We start from the raw sequence: 14,620 nt of genomic DNA on the forward strand, positions 1-14,620 counted from the left end.
CGACCGATCAACCGCGGCAAGCGCCCAGGGTTGTAAGCCCCTCCCTGAAATGTTAGATGGCGGCACCATTCCCATGCCCCTCGAGGAAAAGCCAATGGCAGACGATAACAACAGCAACGGTGCGGCCAGCCCCACCCTTTCGATCCTTGCGCAATATACCAAGGATCTCTCCTTCGAAAATCCGGGTGCGCCGCGTTCGCTGCAGGCCCGCGACAAGGCCCCGACGATCAACATCAATGTGAACGTCAACGCCAACCCGCTTTCGGATACGGATTTCGATGTCGTGCTGTCGCTGAATGCCGAAGCCAAGGACGGCGACAAGACGGTTTTCCATACCGAACTCGCCTATGGCGGCGTCTTCCGCGTTGCCGGCTTCCCGCAGGAACACATGCTGCCGGTTCTCTTCATCGAGTGCCCGCGCATGCTCTTCCCGTTTGCCCGCCAGATCATCGCCGACGTCACCCGCAACGGTGGTTTCCCGCCGCTGATGATCGACCCGATCGACTTCACGCAGATGTTTGCCCAGCGCGTTGCCGAAGAACAGGCCCGCGCCAAGGTAGAAGCCGTTCCGAACTGAGCGGATCTTTCATCTTGGAAATGTCGATGCCCGGGCTGGTCCCGGGCATTTTCAATTGAGGCCGGTTTAATTGAGGCTGGCGTATTTCGCCCAGATGCCTTTTTCTCCAAGCTTGGCGACAAGCGCCTCATGCGCCTGCGCCTCGGTTTGGCTCAGGCGGGGGCCAAGCGGGCGGGGCCGCTCGAGCACTCCGGCAATCACCACACCGTCTTCCTCCGCCCCATCGCCGCGGCCGTTCTGACCAGATGTAGCGCTCATGCTCAGGCCGAAAGCTGCCTGCCTGCCGCCGATCATCTCGATATAGACTTCGGCGAGCAGTTCGGAGTCGAGCAGCGCGCCGTGTTTGGTGCGGTGCGAATTATCGATGCCGTAGCGCCGGCAGAGCGCGTCCAGCGAATTCGGCCCCATCGGATTCTTGCGCCGGGCCATCGACAGCGTATCGACGACCCGCTCCGGCAGGATCGGCGGCAAACCGATCCGCGCCAATTCGGCATTGATGAAACCCATATCGAAGGTGGCGTTGTGGGCAATCCACTTCGCATCGCCGAAGAAGGTAAGGATTTCTTCGGCGACCTCAGCGAAAGGCTTCTTGTCCTTCAGGAATTCATCGGTGATGCCGTGCACGGCGAGCGCATCCGGGTGAACCTTCTGATCGCCGGGATTGATGAAGATATGGATCACGTTGCCGGTCGGAAAATGGTTGAAGAGCTCGATGCCACCGATTTCGATGATACGGTCGGCGCGGTTGTCGAGACCGGTGGTTTCCGTATCGAAGATGATCTCACGCATTCCGGAAATCTCCCTTGGCAATCCGCGTTTTCAGGTCGGCGACGATATCGAGCACCCGTTTTTTCGTGACCGCGATCCTCTGGCTGCTGTCGATCAGATAATCCGCCCGGTGGCGTTTTTCCGTGTCCGGCGTCTGGCGTGAGAGAATCATCTCGAATTTTTCCTCGGTCATGCCTTCCCGCGCAAGCACCCTCTCGCGTTGAATCTGTGGATCGGCGCTGACGACGACGATGACATCCACTCTTTGCTCAGCGCCGGTTTCGAAGAGCAAAGGAATATCGAGCAATACCATCTCCGCGCCGGCAGCGCGCTGCCGCGCCAGAAATTCCGCCTCACGCTTGCGAACCAGCGGATGGACGATCGCTTCCAAGCGCTTGAAGCCATCCGGATCGAGAGCAAGCTGGCGGCCGAGTTCATGTCGGTCGACCGCTCCATCCTTCATCGTTCCAGGAAAAGCAGCATCCACCAGCGGTGCGGCCTCGCCGGTATAGAGATCGTGGACCACCGCATCAGAATCGTTCAACGGGATTCCCGCCTCGGCGAAGAGCTTTGCCGCCGTCGATTTTCCCATGGCGATGGAGCCGGTAAGACCAATCGTCAGCATCAGTGAGCTTCCATATCGGCGATGATGAGTGCACGCAGTGCCGCGTCGACGACGGGACGCCGGCCGAACCATTTCTCGAAGCCGGGCACGGCCTGATGCAGCAGCATGCCGAGACCATCGACGATGGAAAATCCATGCTCTTCCGCCTGTGCCAGGATCGGTGTTTTCAAAGGGACATAGACGATGTCGGTCACGACGGCATCGGCTGAAAGCGGCGTGAAGTCGAGTTGTGGCGCCGGCTCGCCGTCCATGCCGAGCGAGGTGGTGTTGATGAAGAGGCCGGCACCCTTCATGACTTCGGCAAGTGCTGCGGCCGGGTGGGCATAAACCTTCGGGCCAAAACGATCTGCCAGTTCACGCGCCCGTTCGACGGTGCGGTTGACGACGTGGATCTCTCTGAAACCGCGGTCACGGACCGCCTGGATGATCGCCCGGCTGGCGCCGCCGGCGCCAAAGACGACCGCCGTCTCATGCCGGTCCCAGCCCGGATGGCGTTCGTCGAGATTGGCGATAAAGCCGCGACCATCGGTGTTCGTCGCGTGCAGGGCGCCATCCTCCAGCCAGAGCGTGTTTGCGGCGCCGAGCTCACGCGACAGCGCGTCGGGTTTATCGGCAAGCCGGAATGCCAGTTCCTTGTGGGGAATGGTGACATTGCCTCCGGCAAAGCCGGAACTGCCATCCTTCAGCGAACGGATGAAATCGGCAAAGGCCTCGGGGGCTACTTCGTGCGCGCAGTAGCTGCCTGGCAGGCCGAGCGTCTTTAGCCAATATCCGTGGATCAACGGCGAGCGCGAATGCTTGATGGGAAAGCCCGTGACAAACGCTTTCGGCCCGAATGTTTCACGTGAATCACCCATCGATCGCTCCGAGGTCTCGCAATTTTTCCAGAAGCGGCAGCATCGGCAGGCCGAGAATGGTGAAATAATCCCCCTCGATCTTCTCGAACAGCTGAATGCCCTCCCCCTCCAACTGATAGGCGCCGACGCTGGAAAGCGCCCGTTCGCCGACCCGCGCCAGATGTCTGGCGATGAAATCCGCCGCCAAGGGCCGCATCGTCAGCTCCGCATGGGCGAGATGTTGCCATAGGACCGCGCCGTTGCTGACGATCGCGACAGCACTGTTCAACCGGTGGGTTAGGCCGGACAGGGCCTGAAGGTGGTTGGCGGCGTCGACCATATCAAGCGGCTTGTGGAAGACGCGGTCGCCGAGCGACATTGTCTGATCCGAGCCGATGATCAGTCTATCCGGAAAACGGCTGCTGACATCCTCGGCCTTGGCCTTGGCCAGGACGAGGGCCACCGCATCCGGCTTGGCGCCGGCTTCTTCCAACGGCGCTTCGACTGCCCGTTCATCGATGCTTGCGGCATGCGCCTCGAAGGATAGACCGGCATTTTCCATCAGCATCCGCCGAAAGGGGCTTGACGATGCAAGGATGAGTTTCTGCGTCATGGGTTCCTCGGAGTGCCGGCTGCCGGTCAGCGCTTAGCGCAGCTTTGGGCGCAGGGCAACGATGGCCGCGGCGGTTTCCTCGATTGAGCGGCGAGTGACGTCGATCAACGGCCAGTTATGGCGAGCGCAGAGCGAGCGGGCATATTTCAGCTCCTCGGAAATCGAAGCGCGATCGGTATAGTGTTCGCGATCGAAGCCATGCGTGGCGCCGAGTATGCGATTTTCCCGCACCTGGGAAATACGGTCGGTGGTGGCGATCAGGCAGACGATCAGCGGTTTGGTGGCGATGAACAGGCTCTCTGGCAACGGCACACCATAGACGATCGGAATGTTCGCCGTCTTGATGCCGCGGTTGGCGAGGTAAATACTGGTCGGTGTTTTCGAGGTGCGGCTGATGCCGATGATGACGACATCGGCATCGTTATAATCATCCGGCATCTGACCGTCATCATGATCCATGGTGAAATTCAACGCTTCGATACGCGCGAAGTAGCCGGCATTCATCACATGCTGGGCTCCGACCCGACGGCTTGATGGGGCACCGAGATAGATCTGGAACGCATTCATGACCGGCTCCAGCACATTCACCGAGGCAACGCCCATCTCGACGCAGCGCTCATCGATCAGGCTCGCAAGCTCCCGGTCGACGATCGTATAGAGCACGATGCCCGGTGCATCGTCGATCGCCTGCAGAACCGGCAGCAGCTGCTTGCGATTACGGATCAGCGGATAGACATGTTCGATCGGCTGGGCGGATCGGAACTGTGCCGATGCGGCGCGGCCGGCGGAGATCAGAGTCTCTCCCGTTGAGTCAGAAATCAGATGCAGATGAAAGAAGTTCGTTCTGTTCTCCACGTTATTTTCCGCTGCCTGTTGAAAAGACTGGATGAAACAGAGCTAAGGCGGCGAGGCAGTGTCGGGCAAGGGAAAACATGGCTGCTTATCCACATTTCGAATTTTGCGGATCGGTTTCTGCCGGCTTTGTGGAAAACGGGGAACAGCTGGATTTGTCGAGAACAGGTCCACAGTTTATCCACAAGCATCGGGAAAATCGTCCGTCCACAAGGATCTGAAATCATTTTCAGATTCAGCTTCTCCCCGGACTTTTGGCCAAATGACAAAATCCTTCCGATGTTTTTTGCCCGCGCGCGACAAATGGCATCGGCGGTGGATGGATTTTAATCCTTGATAGACACCGACTCTAAGAAATAGAAACCTTTTAAAATATCTTTGATTTTTTATAGGGAAGAAGCGCTTGAACGACACGCGCCGAAAGATCATGAGGGTTCTCGAGGGCGAAAGCCTCTCCCCTCCTCCCCTCTGGCTGATGAGGCAGGCGGGACGTTATCTCCCGGAATATCGGGAGACGCGGGCAAAGGCAGGAAGTTTTCTCGATCTTTGTTATACGCCCGATTACGCCGTCGAAGTGACATTACAGCCGATACGCCGCTATGGCTTTGATGCGGCCATCCTGTTTTCCGATATCCTCGTCATCCCCGATGCAATGAAGCGGAATGTGCGGTTCACGGAGGGCCGTGGCCCGGAGATGGATCCGATCGATGAAGACGGTATCGGCAGGTTGAATGGGGAAGCGGTTGTCGATTATCTCAGCCCGGTTCTGGAGACGGTGCGACGGCTGCGAGAGGGGTTGCCAGCCGAAACCACCCTGCTCGGCTTCTGTGGCGCGCCCTGGACGGTTGCGACCTATATGATTGCTGGACACGGCACGCCGGATCAGGCCCCTGCCCGTCTCTTCGCCTACAGGCATCCCCGCGCCTTCGAACATCTGCTGATGCTGCTTGCCGACGTCTCGGCCGATTATCTCGTCGCTCAGATCGATGCCGGCGCCGACGCTGTGCAGATCTTCGATTCCTGGGCTGGCGTTCTCGGCGAGAGAGAGTTCGAGGCCTTCGCGATCAGGCCGGTTGCGCGAATGATCGCTTCGGTCAAATCCCAGCGACCGCACGCCCGCATCATCGCCTTTGCCAAAGGTGCCGGCTACCAGCTGAAGACATATCGGCAGAAAACGGGCGCGGATGCGATCGGTCTCGACTGGTCGGTGCCGTTGGCCTTTGCCGCCGAACTTCAAAAGGACGGACCGGTTCAGGGCAACCTCGATCCAATGCGCGTCGTTGCCGGCGGCCGGGCTCTGGAAGACGGTATCGACGATATTCTGCAACACCTCGGCCACGGGCCGCTGATCTTCAATCTCGGTCATGGCATCACACCGCAGGCCGACCCCGAGCATGTGCGCCGGCTGGTCGATCGCGTTCGGGGCGGCTGGATGCGAGGCGGGAAGTGATGATGGAAAAGCAGACCGATCGCAGGGCCGGCAGCTACGCCCGCCGGCGTGCGCATTTTGCGCTGGCCTTCTTCGCGCTGATGGCGGTCGGACTTTTTGCCTGGAACCCGGATAATCTCTATCTCTGGATCAAGGCGCTGCATATCATCGCGGTGATTTCCTGGATGGCCGGGTTGTTCTACATGCCGCGGCTGTTCATCTATCACACCGATGCCGAACCGGGTTCGGTGCAATCGGAAACCTTCAAGGTGATGGAACGCCGGCTGCTTCGAATCATCATGACGCCGGCGATGATGTTGACCTGGATTTTCGGCCTCTATCTCGCCTGGTCTGTCTATGGATTCCAGGGCGGCTGGCTGCATGCCAAGATCGGTCTCGTCGTGCTGCTGACCGGTGTTCATATGTTCTTCAGCCGCGCCGTCAGAGCCTTCGAACGGGACGAGAACCGCCGCTCCGCACGCTATTGGCGGTTCATGAACGAGGCACCGACACTGCTGATGATCGCAATTGTGATTCTCGTCGTGGTGAAGCCGTTCTGAGGCAAACTCGCCTCCCGGTTAAATTTGCTTCATTTTAAGCAGCCCTCTTGCGGCGGCGATTGCGAGTCGCTATTTTCCGCGCATCTCATCTACGTGGCATGTGTGTAGAGTTCAGTCGTTTGCGAGCCCTTCGCAGTACCGAATACGACCCAACATCGCCTTCCCCCTTCGAAATTGAAAAGAGTATTGGTCACTTCATGGCTGAAATGAAGCTTCAGGAACTCAAGAGCAAATCCCCGACGGATCTTCTGGCTTTCGCCGAATCGCTCGAGGTCGAGAATGCCAGCACGATGCGCAAACAGGAATTGATGTTTGCCATCCTCAAAATGCTTGCCAGCCAGGATGTCGAAATCATTGGTGAAGGCGTCGTCGAAGTGCTGCAGGATGGTTTCGGCTTCCTGCGTTCCCCTAATGCAAACTACCTGCCGGGTCCGGACGATATTTATATCTCTCCGTCGCAGATCCGCCGTTTCTCGCTGAAAACGGGCGATACGGTCGAAGGCCCGATCCGCGGGCCGAAGGAAGGCGAGCGCTATTTCGCGCTGCTCAAGGTCAACACCATCAATTTCGATGATCCCGAAAAAATCCGTCACAAGGTTCATTTCGACAATCTGACGCCGCTCTATCCGAACGAGCGCTTCAAGATGGAACTCGATATCCCCACCACGAAAGATCTGTCGCCGCGTGTGATCGACCTGGTGGCGCCGCTCGGCAAGGGTCAGCGCGGATTGATCGTCGCACCGCCGCGCACCGGTAAGACCGTGCTGCTGCAGAACATCGCCCATTCGATTACCGCAAACCATCCGGAATGCTATCTCATCGTTCTGCTGATCGATGAACGCCCCGAAGAAGTGACCGACATGCAGCGCTCCGTCCGCGGCGAGGTCATCTCCTCGACCTTCGACGAACCGGCTGTGCGTCACGTTCAGGTGGCCGAGATGGTCATCGAGAAAGCCAAGCGCCTTGTCGAACATGGACGCGACGTTGTCATCCTGCTCGACTCGATCACCCGTCTGGGCCGTGCCTACAACACCGTCGTTCCCTCCTCAGGCAAGGTGCTGACCGGCGGTGTGGACGCCAACGCACTCCAGCGGCCGAAGCGCTTCTTCGGCGCGGCGCGTAACATTGAGGAAGGCGGTTCGCTGACGATTATCGCAACGGCGCTGATCGATACCGGCAGCCGCATGGACGAAGTGATCTTCGAAGAATTCAAGGGTACCGGCAACTCCGAAATCGTCCTCGATCGCAAGGTCGCCGACAAGCGCATCTTCCCGGCGATGGACATCCTGAAGTCCGGCACGCGTAAGGAAGACCTGCTTGTTCCACGTCAGGATCTGCAGAAGATCTTCGTGCTCCGCCGCATTCTCGCGCCGATGGGCACGACAGATGCAATCGAATTCCTGATCGACAAACTCAAGCAGACGAAGACCAATTCCGACTTCTTCGACTCGATGAATACGTAGTCCTTAGCCGGATTCATCTAGAGCGCGTCCGATTGATGCGCCTTAGATGCATGGCGTTATCCTGGAACCGGCACACGCTTCCGGATGACATGCGTTGATGACATGCGTTCATGAGAGCTGGAGGCATTGTCATGATGTCGCCAGCTTTTTCTATTTGAGAGGATCGATTCAGATTCCAACCGACGGAACAGCGACAAGGCCATGGCGAACGATACGATATATGCGCTCTCGAGCGGTGCCCCACCGTCGGGCGTTTCGATCGTTCGCATCAGCGGCCCGTCGACTAGGGATCTGTTGACCGAGCTTGTCGGATCGGTTCCGGCAGGCCGATATGCGACCTACCGAACGATTCGGATTCGTAACAAACAGCCGATCGACAATGGCCTGGTGCTGTTTTTTCCTGGCCCGCACTCGTTCACCGGCGAGGACGTTGCCGAGTTGCAGATCCATGGCAGCAAGGCCGTGCTGGCGGCGCTATTTCACGCCCTTGCCGATGTTCCAGGTGTTCGCATGGCGGTCGAAGGTGAATTCTCGCGCCGGGCTTTTGAAAATGGCAAACTTGATCTGGTCGAGGTCGAAGGGCTTGCCGATCTGATCGGCGCCGAAACCGAGATGCAGCGACGCCTTGCGATCGAACAGAGCGCCGGCGGGCTTTCGGCTATTTACGATTCGTGGGCGGAACGATTAACCCGTGCCAGGGCGTTGGTCGAAGCGGAACTTGATTTTCCCGACGAGGACGACGTTCCCGGTTCGGTGTCCGATATGGTCTGGACCGATATGGAGACGCTTCGGCGCGATATTGAACATCACCTGGCAGCGGCTTCGGCCGGCGAGGTTATCAGGGATGGCTTCAAGGTCGTCATTGCCGGCGCCCCGAATGCGGGAAAATCCAGCCTGCTGAACGCTCTGGCGCGCCGCGACGTGGCGATCGTGACGGAGATGGCCGGAACTACGCGCGATGTCTTGCAGGTCGATCTCGACATTGGCGGCTACCTGATAAAGCTCTACGACACTGCGGGCCTGCGAGAGGCGGATGACAGGGTTGAAATAGAAGGCGTGCGCCGCGCCCGCCTTGCACTGCGCGACGCTGACCTCGTTCTGTTGCTCGTCGACATGGTCAACCCCGTCGTCCCTGATGACTTGGACCCGGCGTCTTCGCATGTTACGGTCGGCACGAAGAAGGATCTTATTGATACCTCGGATCATTACGATCTGCAGATCTCGACGGCGACAGGCGATGGCTTGCCGGAATTGCGGCGGTTGATTGGCAACATTGTTGCCGAGCGTTTTGGCGGTCTGTCCATGGCGATCCCCAGCCGCCAACGGCATAAGGATTCGCTGGCGAAATGTTTGTCGGCGGTAGAGGCAGCGATTTCGGAAACAAACGTGAGTCTTGAGCTACGTACCGAGCAGCTTCGAATTGCCGCCGAGTTTCTTGGCAGAATTACCGGCAGAGTGGATGTCGAACAGTTGCTCGGGGTGATCTTCTCGGAGTTTTGTATCGGCAAATGATTCACGTGAAACGCTGAGGCATATATGCGCGGTTTCACGTGAAGCGCCTGCCGGGTATGGAGTTGATATATGACTGACAATGTCTACGACGTGATTGTCATCGGCGGCGGCCACGCGGGGTCAGAGGCTGCCAATGCAGCTGCGCGCCTCGGCGCAAGAACCGCCTTGGTGACGCATAAACGCGACACGATCGGTATCATGTCATGTAATCCGGCGATCGGTGGGCTGGGCAAGGGCCATCTGGTTCGCGAGATCGACGCCATGGATGGCCTGATGGGGCGTGTCGCCGATGCCGCCGGCATTCAGTTCCGGATACTGAACAAGAAAAAGGGCGCAGCTGTCCGGGGACCGCGGACGCAAGCCGATCGAAAACTCTATCGTCTGGCCATGCTGGCGGCGATCGAAGCGACACCCGGTCTGGAGATCGTCGAGGGCGACGCGTTCGATCTGGATGTGGCCGATGGGCGGGTTACCGGCGTCATCATGAAGGACGGTCGGACCTTGAGGTCACCGGCGGTCGTTCTGACAACCGGCACTTTTCTTCGCGGTCTTATTCATATTGGTTTGGAGAAGACGCCGGCTGGTCGTGTCGGGGAAGCGCCGTCGATCGGGCTATCGGCGACATTGGCCAGGCTTGGATTGCGGTTGGGACGGTTGAAGACGGGCACACCGGCGCGGCTGGACGGAAAGACCATCGACTGGCAAGCTGTCGGTCGACAAGGTGCTGACGAGGAGCTGGTTCCCTTCTCCTTGATGACCGACGCGATCACCACCGAGCAGGTCGAATGCGGGGTGACCAGAACCACTGAAGCGACACACCGGATCATTGTCGATAACATCATGCGATCGGCAATGTATTCCGGCCAGATCGAAGGCGTCGGGCCTCGCTATTGTCCTTCCATCGAGGACAAGTTGGTCAAATTCGGAGAGCGGGATGGACACCAGGTCTTCCTTGAGCCCGAAGGTTTGGACGACGATACCGTCTATCCAAATGGCATCTCGACATCCCTGCCAGCTGAAGTACAGGCTGCATTCATCAAGACAATCCCCGGCTTGGAAACAGCGAGAATCATTCAACCCGGTTATGCGATCGAATACGATCATGTCGATCCAAGGGAGTTGACGCCGTCGCTCGAGGTCAAGCGGCTGAGAGGCCTATTTCTCGCCGGTCAAATCAATGGCACTACCGGCTATGAAGAGGCGGCCGCACAAGGTTTGGCCGCCGGGTTAAATGCTGCACTGCGAAGCAGCGATTCGGATCCGTTTCATTTTAGCCGCACAAATTCCTATATCGGGGTGATGATCGATGACCTCACCTCTCGTGGCATTACGGAACCGTACCGAATGTTCACATCGCGCGCCGAATATCGGCTGACTTTGCGGGCTGACAATGCCGATGTGCGCTTGACACCTCTGGCGATGCAGCTTGGATGCGTGAGCAGCGAACGAAGGCAGCGATTCACCCGTTATCAAACCGACATCGATACAGGTCGGGCGCTGTTACAGTCGCTGACGGTTACACCGACCGAGGCGCGACACGCAGGTTTGAACATCAATCTCGACGGTCAGCGGCGAAGCGCCTATGACCTGCTCTCTTATCCGAATTATGATTTCGATGCCCTTCGAAATGTTTGGCCCGAGAAGTTCGGTACGATTGTGCCTAAGGTGGCGGAAGCATTGGAAATCGAAGCGGGCTATTCCGTTTATTTGGATCGTCAGGCCGCGGCGATTGCCGATCAGCAGCGCGATGAAGAACGGCACATACCGGCCGATTTCGACTATGCCTCGCTCTCTGGCCTCTCGAACGAGCTTAAGTCGAAGCTTGGTGCTGCCCGCCCGTTTAACATTGCCCAGGCTGCAATTGTTGAAGGCATGACCCCCGCGGCAATCGCATTGCTGCTCGTGCACTTACGTCGACGCCAGCCTTTCTCGCGTCATAGCGCCTGACGACAAGGTTTGAGAGTCTTAGAATGGAATTAAACGGTTTGCGTGTTTCACGTGAAACACAGGAACGGCTGCAACATTTTGCGGCGCTCTTTCAAAAGTGGGCAAAGACCATCAATTTGGTGGCGCCGTCGACGCTCGGCGACCTCTGGGACAGGCACATTGCGGACAGCAGCCAGGTGTTTCAGATCCATCCCAAGCCGACGACCTGGGTCGACCTCGGGAGCGGAGGTGGCTTTCCAGGCGTCATCACGGCGATCTTTCTGGCCGAACTTCGGGATGGTTGGGTGCATCTGGTCGAGAGCAATCATAAAAAGGCGGCCTTCCTCAGAACTGCGTTGCGCGAGACACATGCGCGCGGGAGCGTGCACAGCATTCGAATCGAAGATGCGCATGCTGAGATCGGCGGATGCGGGGCTATTTCAGCTCGGGCGCTTGCCGACCTCGACGGTCTCATGGGATATTCCGCCCCGTGGATGTTGGATAAGGAAGACTGCCGCGGTTTTTTTCATAAAGGCCGGGATTACCTGAGGGAAATCGACAAAGCACGTGGTCGGTGGGAATTCGATCTGTTAGAACATAGAAGCGCCGTCGAGCATGAATCTGTTGTATTGGAAATATCGAATCTCCGGCGCTTGGTTTAACAGATCGGATATTGCGGCAATGGCTGGCGAACGACACCGGATTATCACCATCGCAAATCAGAAGGGTGGGGTTGGCAAAACGACCACCGCAATCAATCTCGCAACAGCGCTTGCTGCTATTGGCGAGCGCGTCCTGATCATCGATCTCGATCCGCAGGGTAATGCCAGCACCGGCCTCGGGATCGACCGCCGCGATCGCAAGCTTTCCTCTTATGATCTGATGATCGGCGAGCGCGGAATCACTGAGGTTACGCTCGAGACAGCCGTTCCCAATCTGTCTATCGTTCCTTCGACGATGGATCTTCTCGGTGTCGAGATGGAGATCTCCCAGCAGAGCGATCGGGTGTTCAAGTTGCGCAAGGCCCTGTCTTCGCCCGAGGCACAGGCGTTTTCGTATATTCTTCTCGATTGCCCGCCCTCGTTCAATCTGCTGACGATGAATGCCATGGCGGCCGCGCATTCGGTGTTGGTGCCGCTGCAATGCGAATTCTTTGCTTTGGAGGGATTAAGCCAGTTGCTTGAGACTGTCAGCCAGGTTCGGCGGACGGTTAACCCACGCCTGGATATTCAGGGAATCGTCTTGACGATGTTCGATGCGCGCAACAATCTTGCCCAGCAAGTGGTCAATGATGTACGCACTCATCTCGGGGAAAAGGTTTACCACACGTTAATTCCGCGCAACGTGCGGGTTTCCGAGGCGCCCTCTTACGGCAAGCCGGCTATTCTCTATGATCTGAAATGCGCGGGCAGCCAGGCCTATTTGCAACTTGCCTCGGAGGTCATCCAGCGCGAGCGCCAGAGACTGGCGGCGTGATTATCATTTCAGAGGTAATTTAGGTCATGAATGACGATGTATCGAAAAGGCGATTGGGCCGCGGCCTTGCGGCTCTGATTGGCGAAATGGATCAGCCTGTCCCGGTTGAAGCTGACCGGACGATCAGTGCCGACAGGATGATCCCGATCGAATTCGTCAGTCGTAACCCCCGCAATCCTCGTCGTTTCTTCGATGATACTGAACTGCACGATCTTGCCAGTTCCATTCGTCAACACGGCATCGTTCAGCCAATTGTCGTACGGACGATGGACCGCGATCGCTATGAAATCATCGCTGGCGAGCGACGCTGGCGTGCTGCCCAGCTTGCCGGGCTGATTGACATTCCCGTCATTGTCCGCGACGTGGATGACAAGACGGCGCTAGAGATCGCCATTGTCGAAAACGTACAGCGCGCGGATCTCAATGCTCTCGAAGAGGCGTTGGGCTATGAGCAACTTATTGCTGAGTATGGCTATACGCAGAACGACCTTGGCGAGATTATCGGCAAGAGCCGCAGCCACGTGGCAAATTCGTTGCGCCTGTTGAAGCTGCCCGATCCGGTTCGCGACCTTCTTGCAGCCGGCAGCTTGTCGGCTGGGCATGCACGGGCGCTAGTTTCGACGCCTGACCCGACAGGTCTAGCCCGTACGATCGTTGCCAAGGGCATGTCGGTGCGCGACGCGGAAAAGCTGGCGCAGAATAATATCAAGGCGCAATCGGAGCCGCAACTGGCCGTCTCTCGGCGAGATCAGAAGGATTCTGACACGCTGGCCTTGGAGCGGACCCTTTCCGATGCACTCGGCCTCGATGTTGCGATTAATCACAAGACCAGCGGCGGCCAGATCAAAATTTCCTATAAGTCGCTAGAGCAACTCGAAGAAGTCTGCCGTTTGCTTGAGAGACGCTAATGCACGCCGCCCGAAATTCCGGGATAGCGCGTTAGGCAGATTTACGCCCGGATTGAAGGGTGGTGGAGAGAAGCGTTTGCATCGCAACGCTATCCTCCAGAACCTGTCGCCGTCGGCTCTGCAAGATCGCGGCCTGCAGACGATTGGATTCACGAGCGATGCTTTCCGCTGTCCATTGGCGTAGCGCCTGTTCGATGATCGGCTTGCGGCGGAAATGCAGGTGACGACCCATGGTCTGCATGATCTGGGGCGCCTGCAGGCGCTTTTCTTCCATTTCGGCGCGCATTGTATCGAGAAGCTGAAACTGTTTCAGGCATGCCTGGAGCACGAGAAAGATCGCGGTTTTCGAGCTGCTGATCTTCTGCATGGCGTGCAGAAAACCGTTGAGATCGCCACCCAGGATAGCGTCGACCGCATCGTCAACGGAGATCGCACTGGCATCACCGATTATTTCGGTAACGTGATGTTCCTCGACCGTATCGAACCCGCGACAATAAAGGGCAAGCTTGCGCACCTCGTTGCGTGACGCGATGCGGTCACCGCCGATCAATGCGATCAGCGCCTGGCGCGCAGCCGGGGTGATGCCGAGCTTCTCCGCGCCGAGTTCAACGTCGATCAGGGCATTCAGGGCACGGCTGTCATCGGCGTAAGACGGGATCGTCATGATCGATCGCGCGGCCTCGGCCGTCTTGCGCAGCAAGGAGCCCTTCTTCAAGTCACCAGCCTCGACAATCAGATGGGCGGCTTCAAGTGGCTTTTCAGCCAGCAACGCTAAGGGATCGACAAGATATTTTTCATTGGCGGCGCCGCGGATCCAGATCAGCTTCTCACCGCCGAACAGCCCGATAGACTGAGCTTCGTCGAGCAACCGTCCCGGATCCTTCTGCAGGTCGCCGATATCGAGCTTGGTCAGCGAGAAGGGATCATCGAGGGCGACACCGGTCTTGCCGGCAAGCAGAGCAGCACGCTCAGAGACGAGGCCGCGGTCCGGCCCATAGATGACGAATATCCGATAGTTCCGCACCGATTTCTGCAGGAAGGTCTCGAATTCGTGGGATCTTAACTCTGCCACATC

The 14,620-nt window shown here is 58.0% G+C and carries 15 protein-coding genes; 9 read left to right on the forward strand and 6 right to left on the reverse strand.

Annotated elements, in window-relative coordinates; genetic code table 11:
- Window positions 1–94: 94 nt before the first annotated feature.
- Window positions 95–577, forward strand: coding sequence for a protein-export chaperone SecB (gene secB, locus HJB84_RS04805; protein ID WP_054185477.1), 483 nt, complete (start codon window positions 95–97; stop codon window positions 575–577).
- A gap of 66 nt (window positions 578–643) precedes the next feature.
- Here secB and dnaQ read toward each other — a convergent pair whose 3' ends face one another.
- From dnaQ to HJB84_RS04830, 5 genes are read right to left on the reverse strand one after another with little or no spacing between them, the layout of a single operon-like run.
- Entirely contained in the window at window positions 644–1,366 is a 723-nt protein-coding gene (dnaQ, locus tag HJB84_RS04810; RefSeq protein ID WP_207582320.1) for a DNA polymerase III subunit epsilon, read from the reverse strand.
- Complete coding sequence (coaE, locus tag HJB84_RS04815) at window positions 1,359–1,970, reverse strand: dephospho-CoA kinase (RefSeq protein WP_207582319.1); 612 nt, start codon at window positions 1,968–1,970, stop codon at window positions 1,359–1,361. Before coaE ends, dnaQ begins: the two co-directional genes overlap by 8 nt.
- On the reverse strand, window positions 1,970–2,827 hold the full coding sequence (locus HJB84_RS04820) for a shikimate dehydrogenase (protein WP_207582318.1): 858 nt from the start codon (window positions 2,825–2,827) through the stop codon (window positions 1,970–1,972). The genes coaE and HJB84_RS04820 overlap by 1 nt, the downstream gene beginning before the upstream one ends.
- Entirely contained in the window at window positions 2,820–3,419 is a 600-nt protein-coding gene (locus HJB84_RS04825) for a Maf-like protein (RefSeq protein WP_207582317.1), read from the reverse strand. Before HJB84_RS04825 ends, HJB84_RS04820 begins: the two co-directional genes overlap by 8 nt.
- A 33-nt stretch (window positions 3,420–3,452) precedes the next feature.
- Entirely contained in the window at window positions 3,453–4,274 is an 822-nt protein-coding gene (locus HJB84_RS04830; protein WP_207582316.1) for a pyruvate, water dikinase regulatory protein, read from the reverse strand.
- Window positions 4,275–4,674: 400 nt separating this feature from the next.
- Between HJB84_RS04830 and hemE the strand changes: the two genes are divergently transcribed.
- The 8 genes from hemE (at window position 4,675) to HJB84_RS04870 (ending at window position 13,545) form a co-directional block, all read left to right on the forward strand.
- Window positions 4,675–5,721: a uroporphyrinogen decarboxylase gene (gene hemE, locus HJB84_RS04835; RefSeq protein ID WP_207582315.1), complete on the forward strand. Its 1,047-nt coding sequence runs from the start codon at window positions 4,675–4,677 to the stop codon at window positions 5,719–5,721.
- A 2-nt stretch (window positions 5,722–5,723) separates the two neighbouring features.
- Window positions 5,724–6,260: a protoporphyrinogen oxidase HemJ gene (hemJ, locus tag HJB84_RS04840; RefSeq protein WP_207582314.1), complete on the forward strand. Its 537-nt coding sequence runs from the start codon at window positions 5,724–5,726 to the stop codon at window positions 6,258–6,260.
- Between the two features lie 197 nt (window positions 6,261–6,457).
- The gene (gene rho, locus HJB84_RS04845) at window positions 6,458–7,723 is read left to right on the forward strand and encodes a transcription termination factor Rho (RefSeq protein WP_207582313.1); all 1,266 of its coding nucleotides are present in this window, start codon (window positions 6,458–6,460) and stop codon (window positions 7,721–7,723) included.
- Between the two features lie 201 nt (window positions 7,724–7,924).
- On the forward strand, window positions 7,925–9,235 hold the full coding sequence (mnmE, locus tag HJB84_RS04850; protein WP_207582312.1) for a tRNA uridine-5-carboxymethylaminomethyl(34) synthesis GTPase MnmE: 1,311 nt from the start codon (window positions 7,925–7,927) through the stop codon (window positions 9,233–9,235).
- A gap of 69 nt (window positions 9,236–9,304) precedes the next feature.
- Complete coding sequence (mnmG, locus tag HJB84_RS04855) at window positions 9,305–11,182, forward strand: tRNA uridine-5-carboxymethylaminomethyl(34) synthesis enzyme MnmG (protein WP_207582311.1); 1,878 nt, start codon at window positions 9,305–9,307, stop codon at window positions 11,180–11,182.
- A 23-nt stretch (window positions 11,183–11,205) separates the two neighbouring features.
- Window positions 11,206–11,823 carry a 16S rRNA (guanine(527)-N(7))-methyltransferase RsmG gene (locus HJB84_RS04860; RefSeq protein ID WP_207582310.1) on the forward strand — a complete coding sequence of 206 codons (618 nt, stop codon included), beginning with the start codon at window positions 11,206–11,208 and terminating at the stop codon, window positions 11,821–11,823.
- A 19-nt stretch (window positions 11,824–11,842) separates the two neighbouring features.
- Window positions 11,843–12,637, forward strand: a complete 795-nt coding sequence (locus tag HJB84_RS04865) for a ParA family protein (protein WP_207584403.1) — start codon at window positions 11,843–11,845, stop codon at window positions 12,635–12,637.
- A gap of 26 nt (window positions 12,638–12,663) precedes the next feature.
- Complete coding sequence (locus HJB84_RS04870; protein ID WP_207582309.1) at window positions 12,664–13,545, forward strand: ParB/RepB/Spo0J family partition protein; 882 nt, start codon at window positions 12,664–12,666, stop codon at window positions 13,543–13,545.
- A gap of 31 nt (window positions 13,546–13,576) precedes the next feature.
- On the opposite strand, the gene holA is transcribed toward HJB84_RS04870, so the two are convergent.
- The gene (gene holA / locus HJB84_RS04875; RefSeq protein WP_221115384.1) at window positions 13,577–14,617 is read right to left on the reverse strand and encodes a DNA polymerase III subunit delta; all 1,041 of its coding nucleotides are present in this window, start codon (window positions 14,615–14,617) and stop codon (window positions 13,577–13,579) included.
- Window positions 14,618–14,620 lie beyond the last annotated feature (3 nt).

The sequence above is a fragment of the Rhizobium sp. NZLR1b genome (assembly GCF_019685155.1).
Classification (GTDB): domain Bacteria; phylum Pseudomonadota; class Alphaproteobacteria; order Rhizobiales; family Rhizobiaceae; genus Rhizobium.

Bases quoted from the DNA above. Each gene is read 5' to 3' on its own strand.
- mnmG (WP_207582311.1), top strand. From the start codon at position 9,305: ATGACTGACAATGTCTACGACGTGATTGTCATCGGCGGCGGCCACGCG.
- HJB84_RS04870 (WP_207582309.1), top strand. From the start codon at position 12,664: ATGAATGACGATGTATCGAAAAGGCGATTGGGCCGCGGCCTTGCGGCT.
- HJB84_RS04820 (WP_207582318.1), bottom strand. From the start codon at position 2,827: ATGGGTGATTCACGTGAAACATTCGGGCCGAAAGCGTTTGTCACGGGC.
- coaE (WP_207582319.1), bottom strand. From the start codon at position 1,970: ATGCTGACGATTGGTCTTACCGGCTCCATCGCCATGGGAAAATCGACG.
- HJB84_RS04865 (WP_207584403.1), top strand. From the start codon at position 11,843: ATGGCTGGCGAACGACACCGGATTATCACCATCGCAAATCAGAAGGGT.
- rho (WP_207582313.1), top strand. From the start codon at position 6,458: ATGGCTGAAATGAAGCTTCAGGAACTCAAGAGCAAATCCCCGACGGAT.
- secB (WP_054185477.1), top strand. From the start codon at position 95: ATGGCAGACGATAACAACAGCAACGGTGCGGCCAGCCCCACCCTTTCG.
- HJB84_RS04825 (WP_207582317.1), bottom strand. From the start codon at position 3,419: ATGACGCAGAAACTCATCCTTGCATCGTCAAGCCCCTTTCGGCGGATG.
- dnaQ (WP_207582320.1), bottom strand. From the start codon at position 1,366: ATGCGTGAGATCATCTTCGATACGGAAACCACCGGTCTCGACAACCGC.
- HJB84_RS04860 (WP_207582310.1), top strand. From the start codon at position 11,206: ATGGAATTAAACGGTTTGCGTGTTTCACGTGAAACACAGGAACGGCTG.
- mnmE (WP_207582312.1), top strand. From the start codon at position 7,925: ATGGCGAACGATACGATATATGCGCTCTCGAGCGGTGCCCCACCGTCG.
- hemJ (WP_207582314.1), top strand. From the start codon at position 5,724: ATGGAAAAGCAGACCGATCGCAGGGCCGGCAGCTACGCCCGCCGGCGT.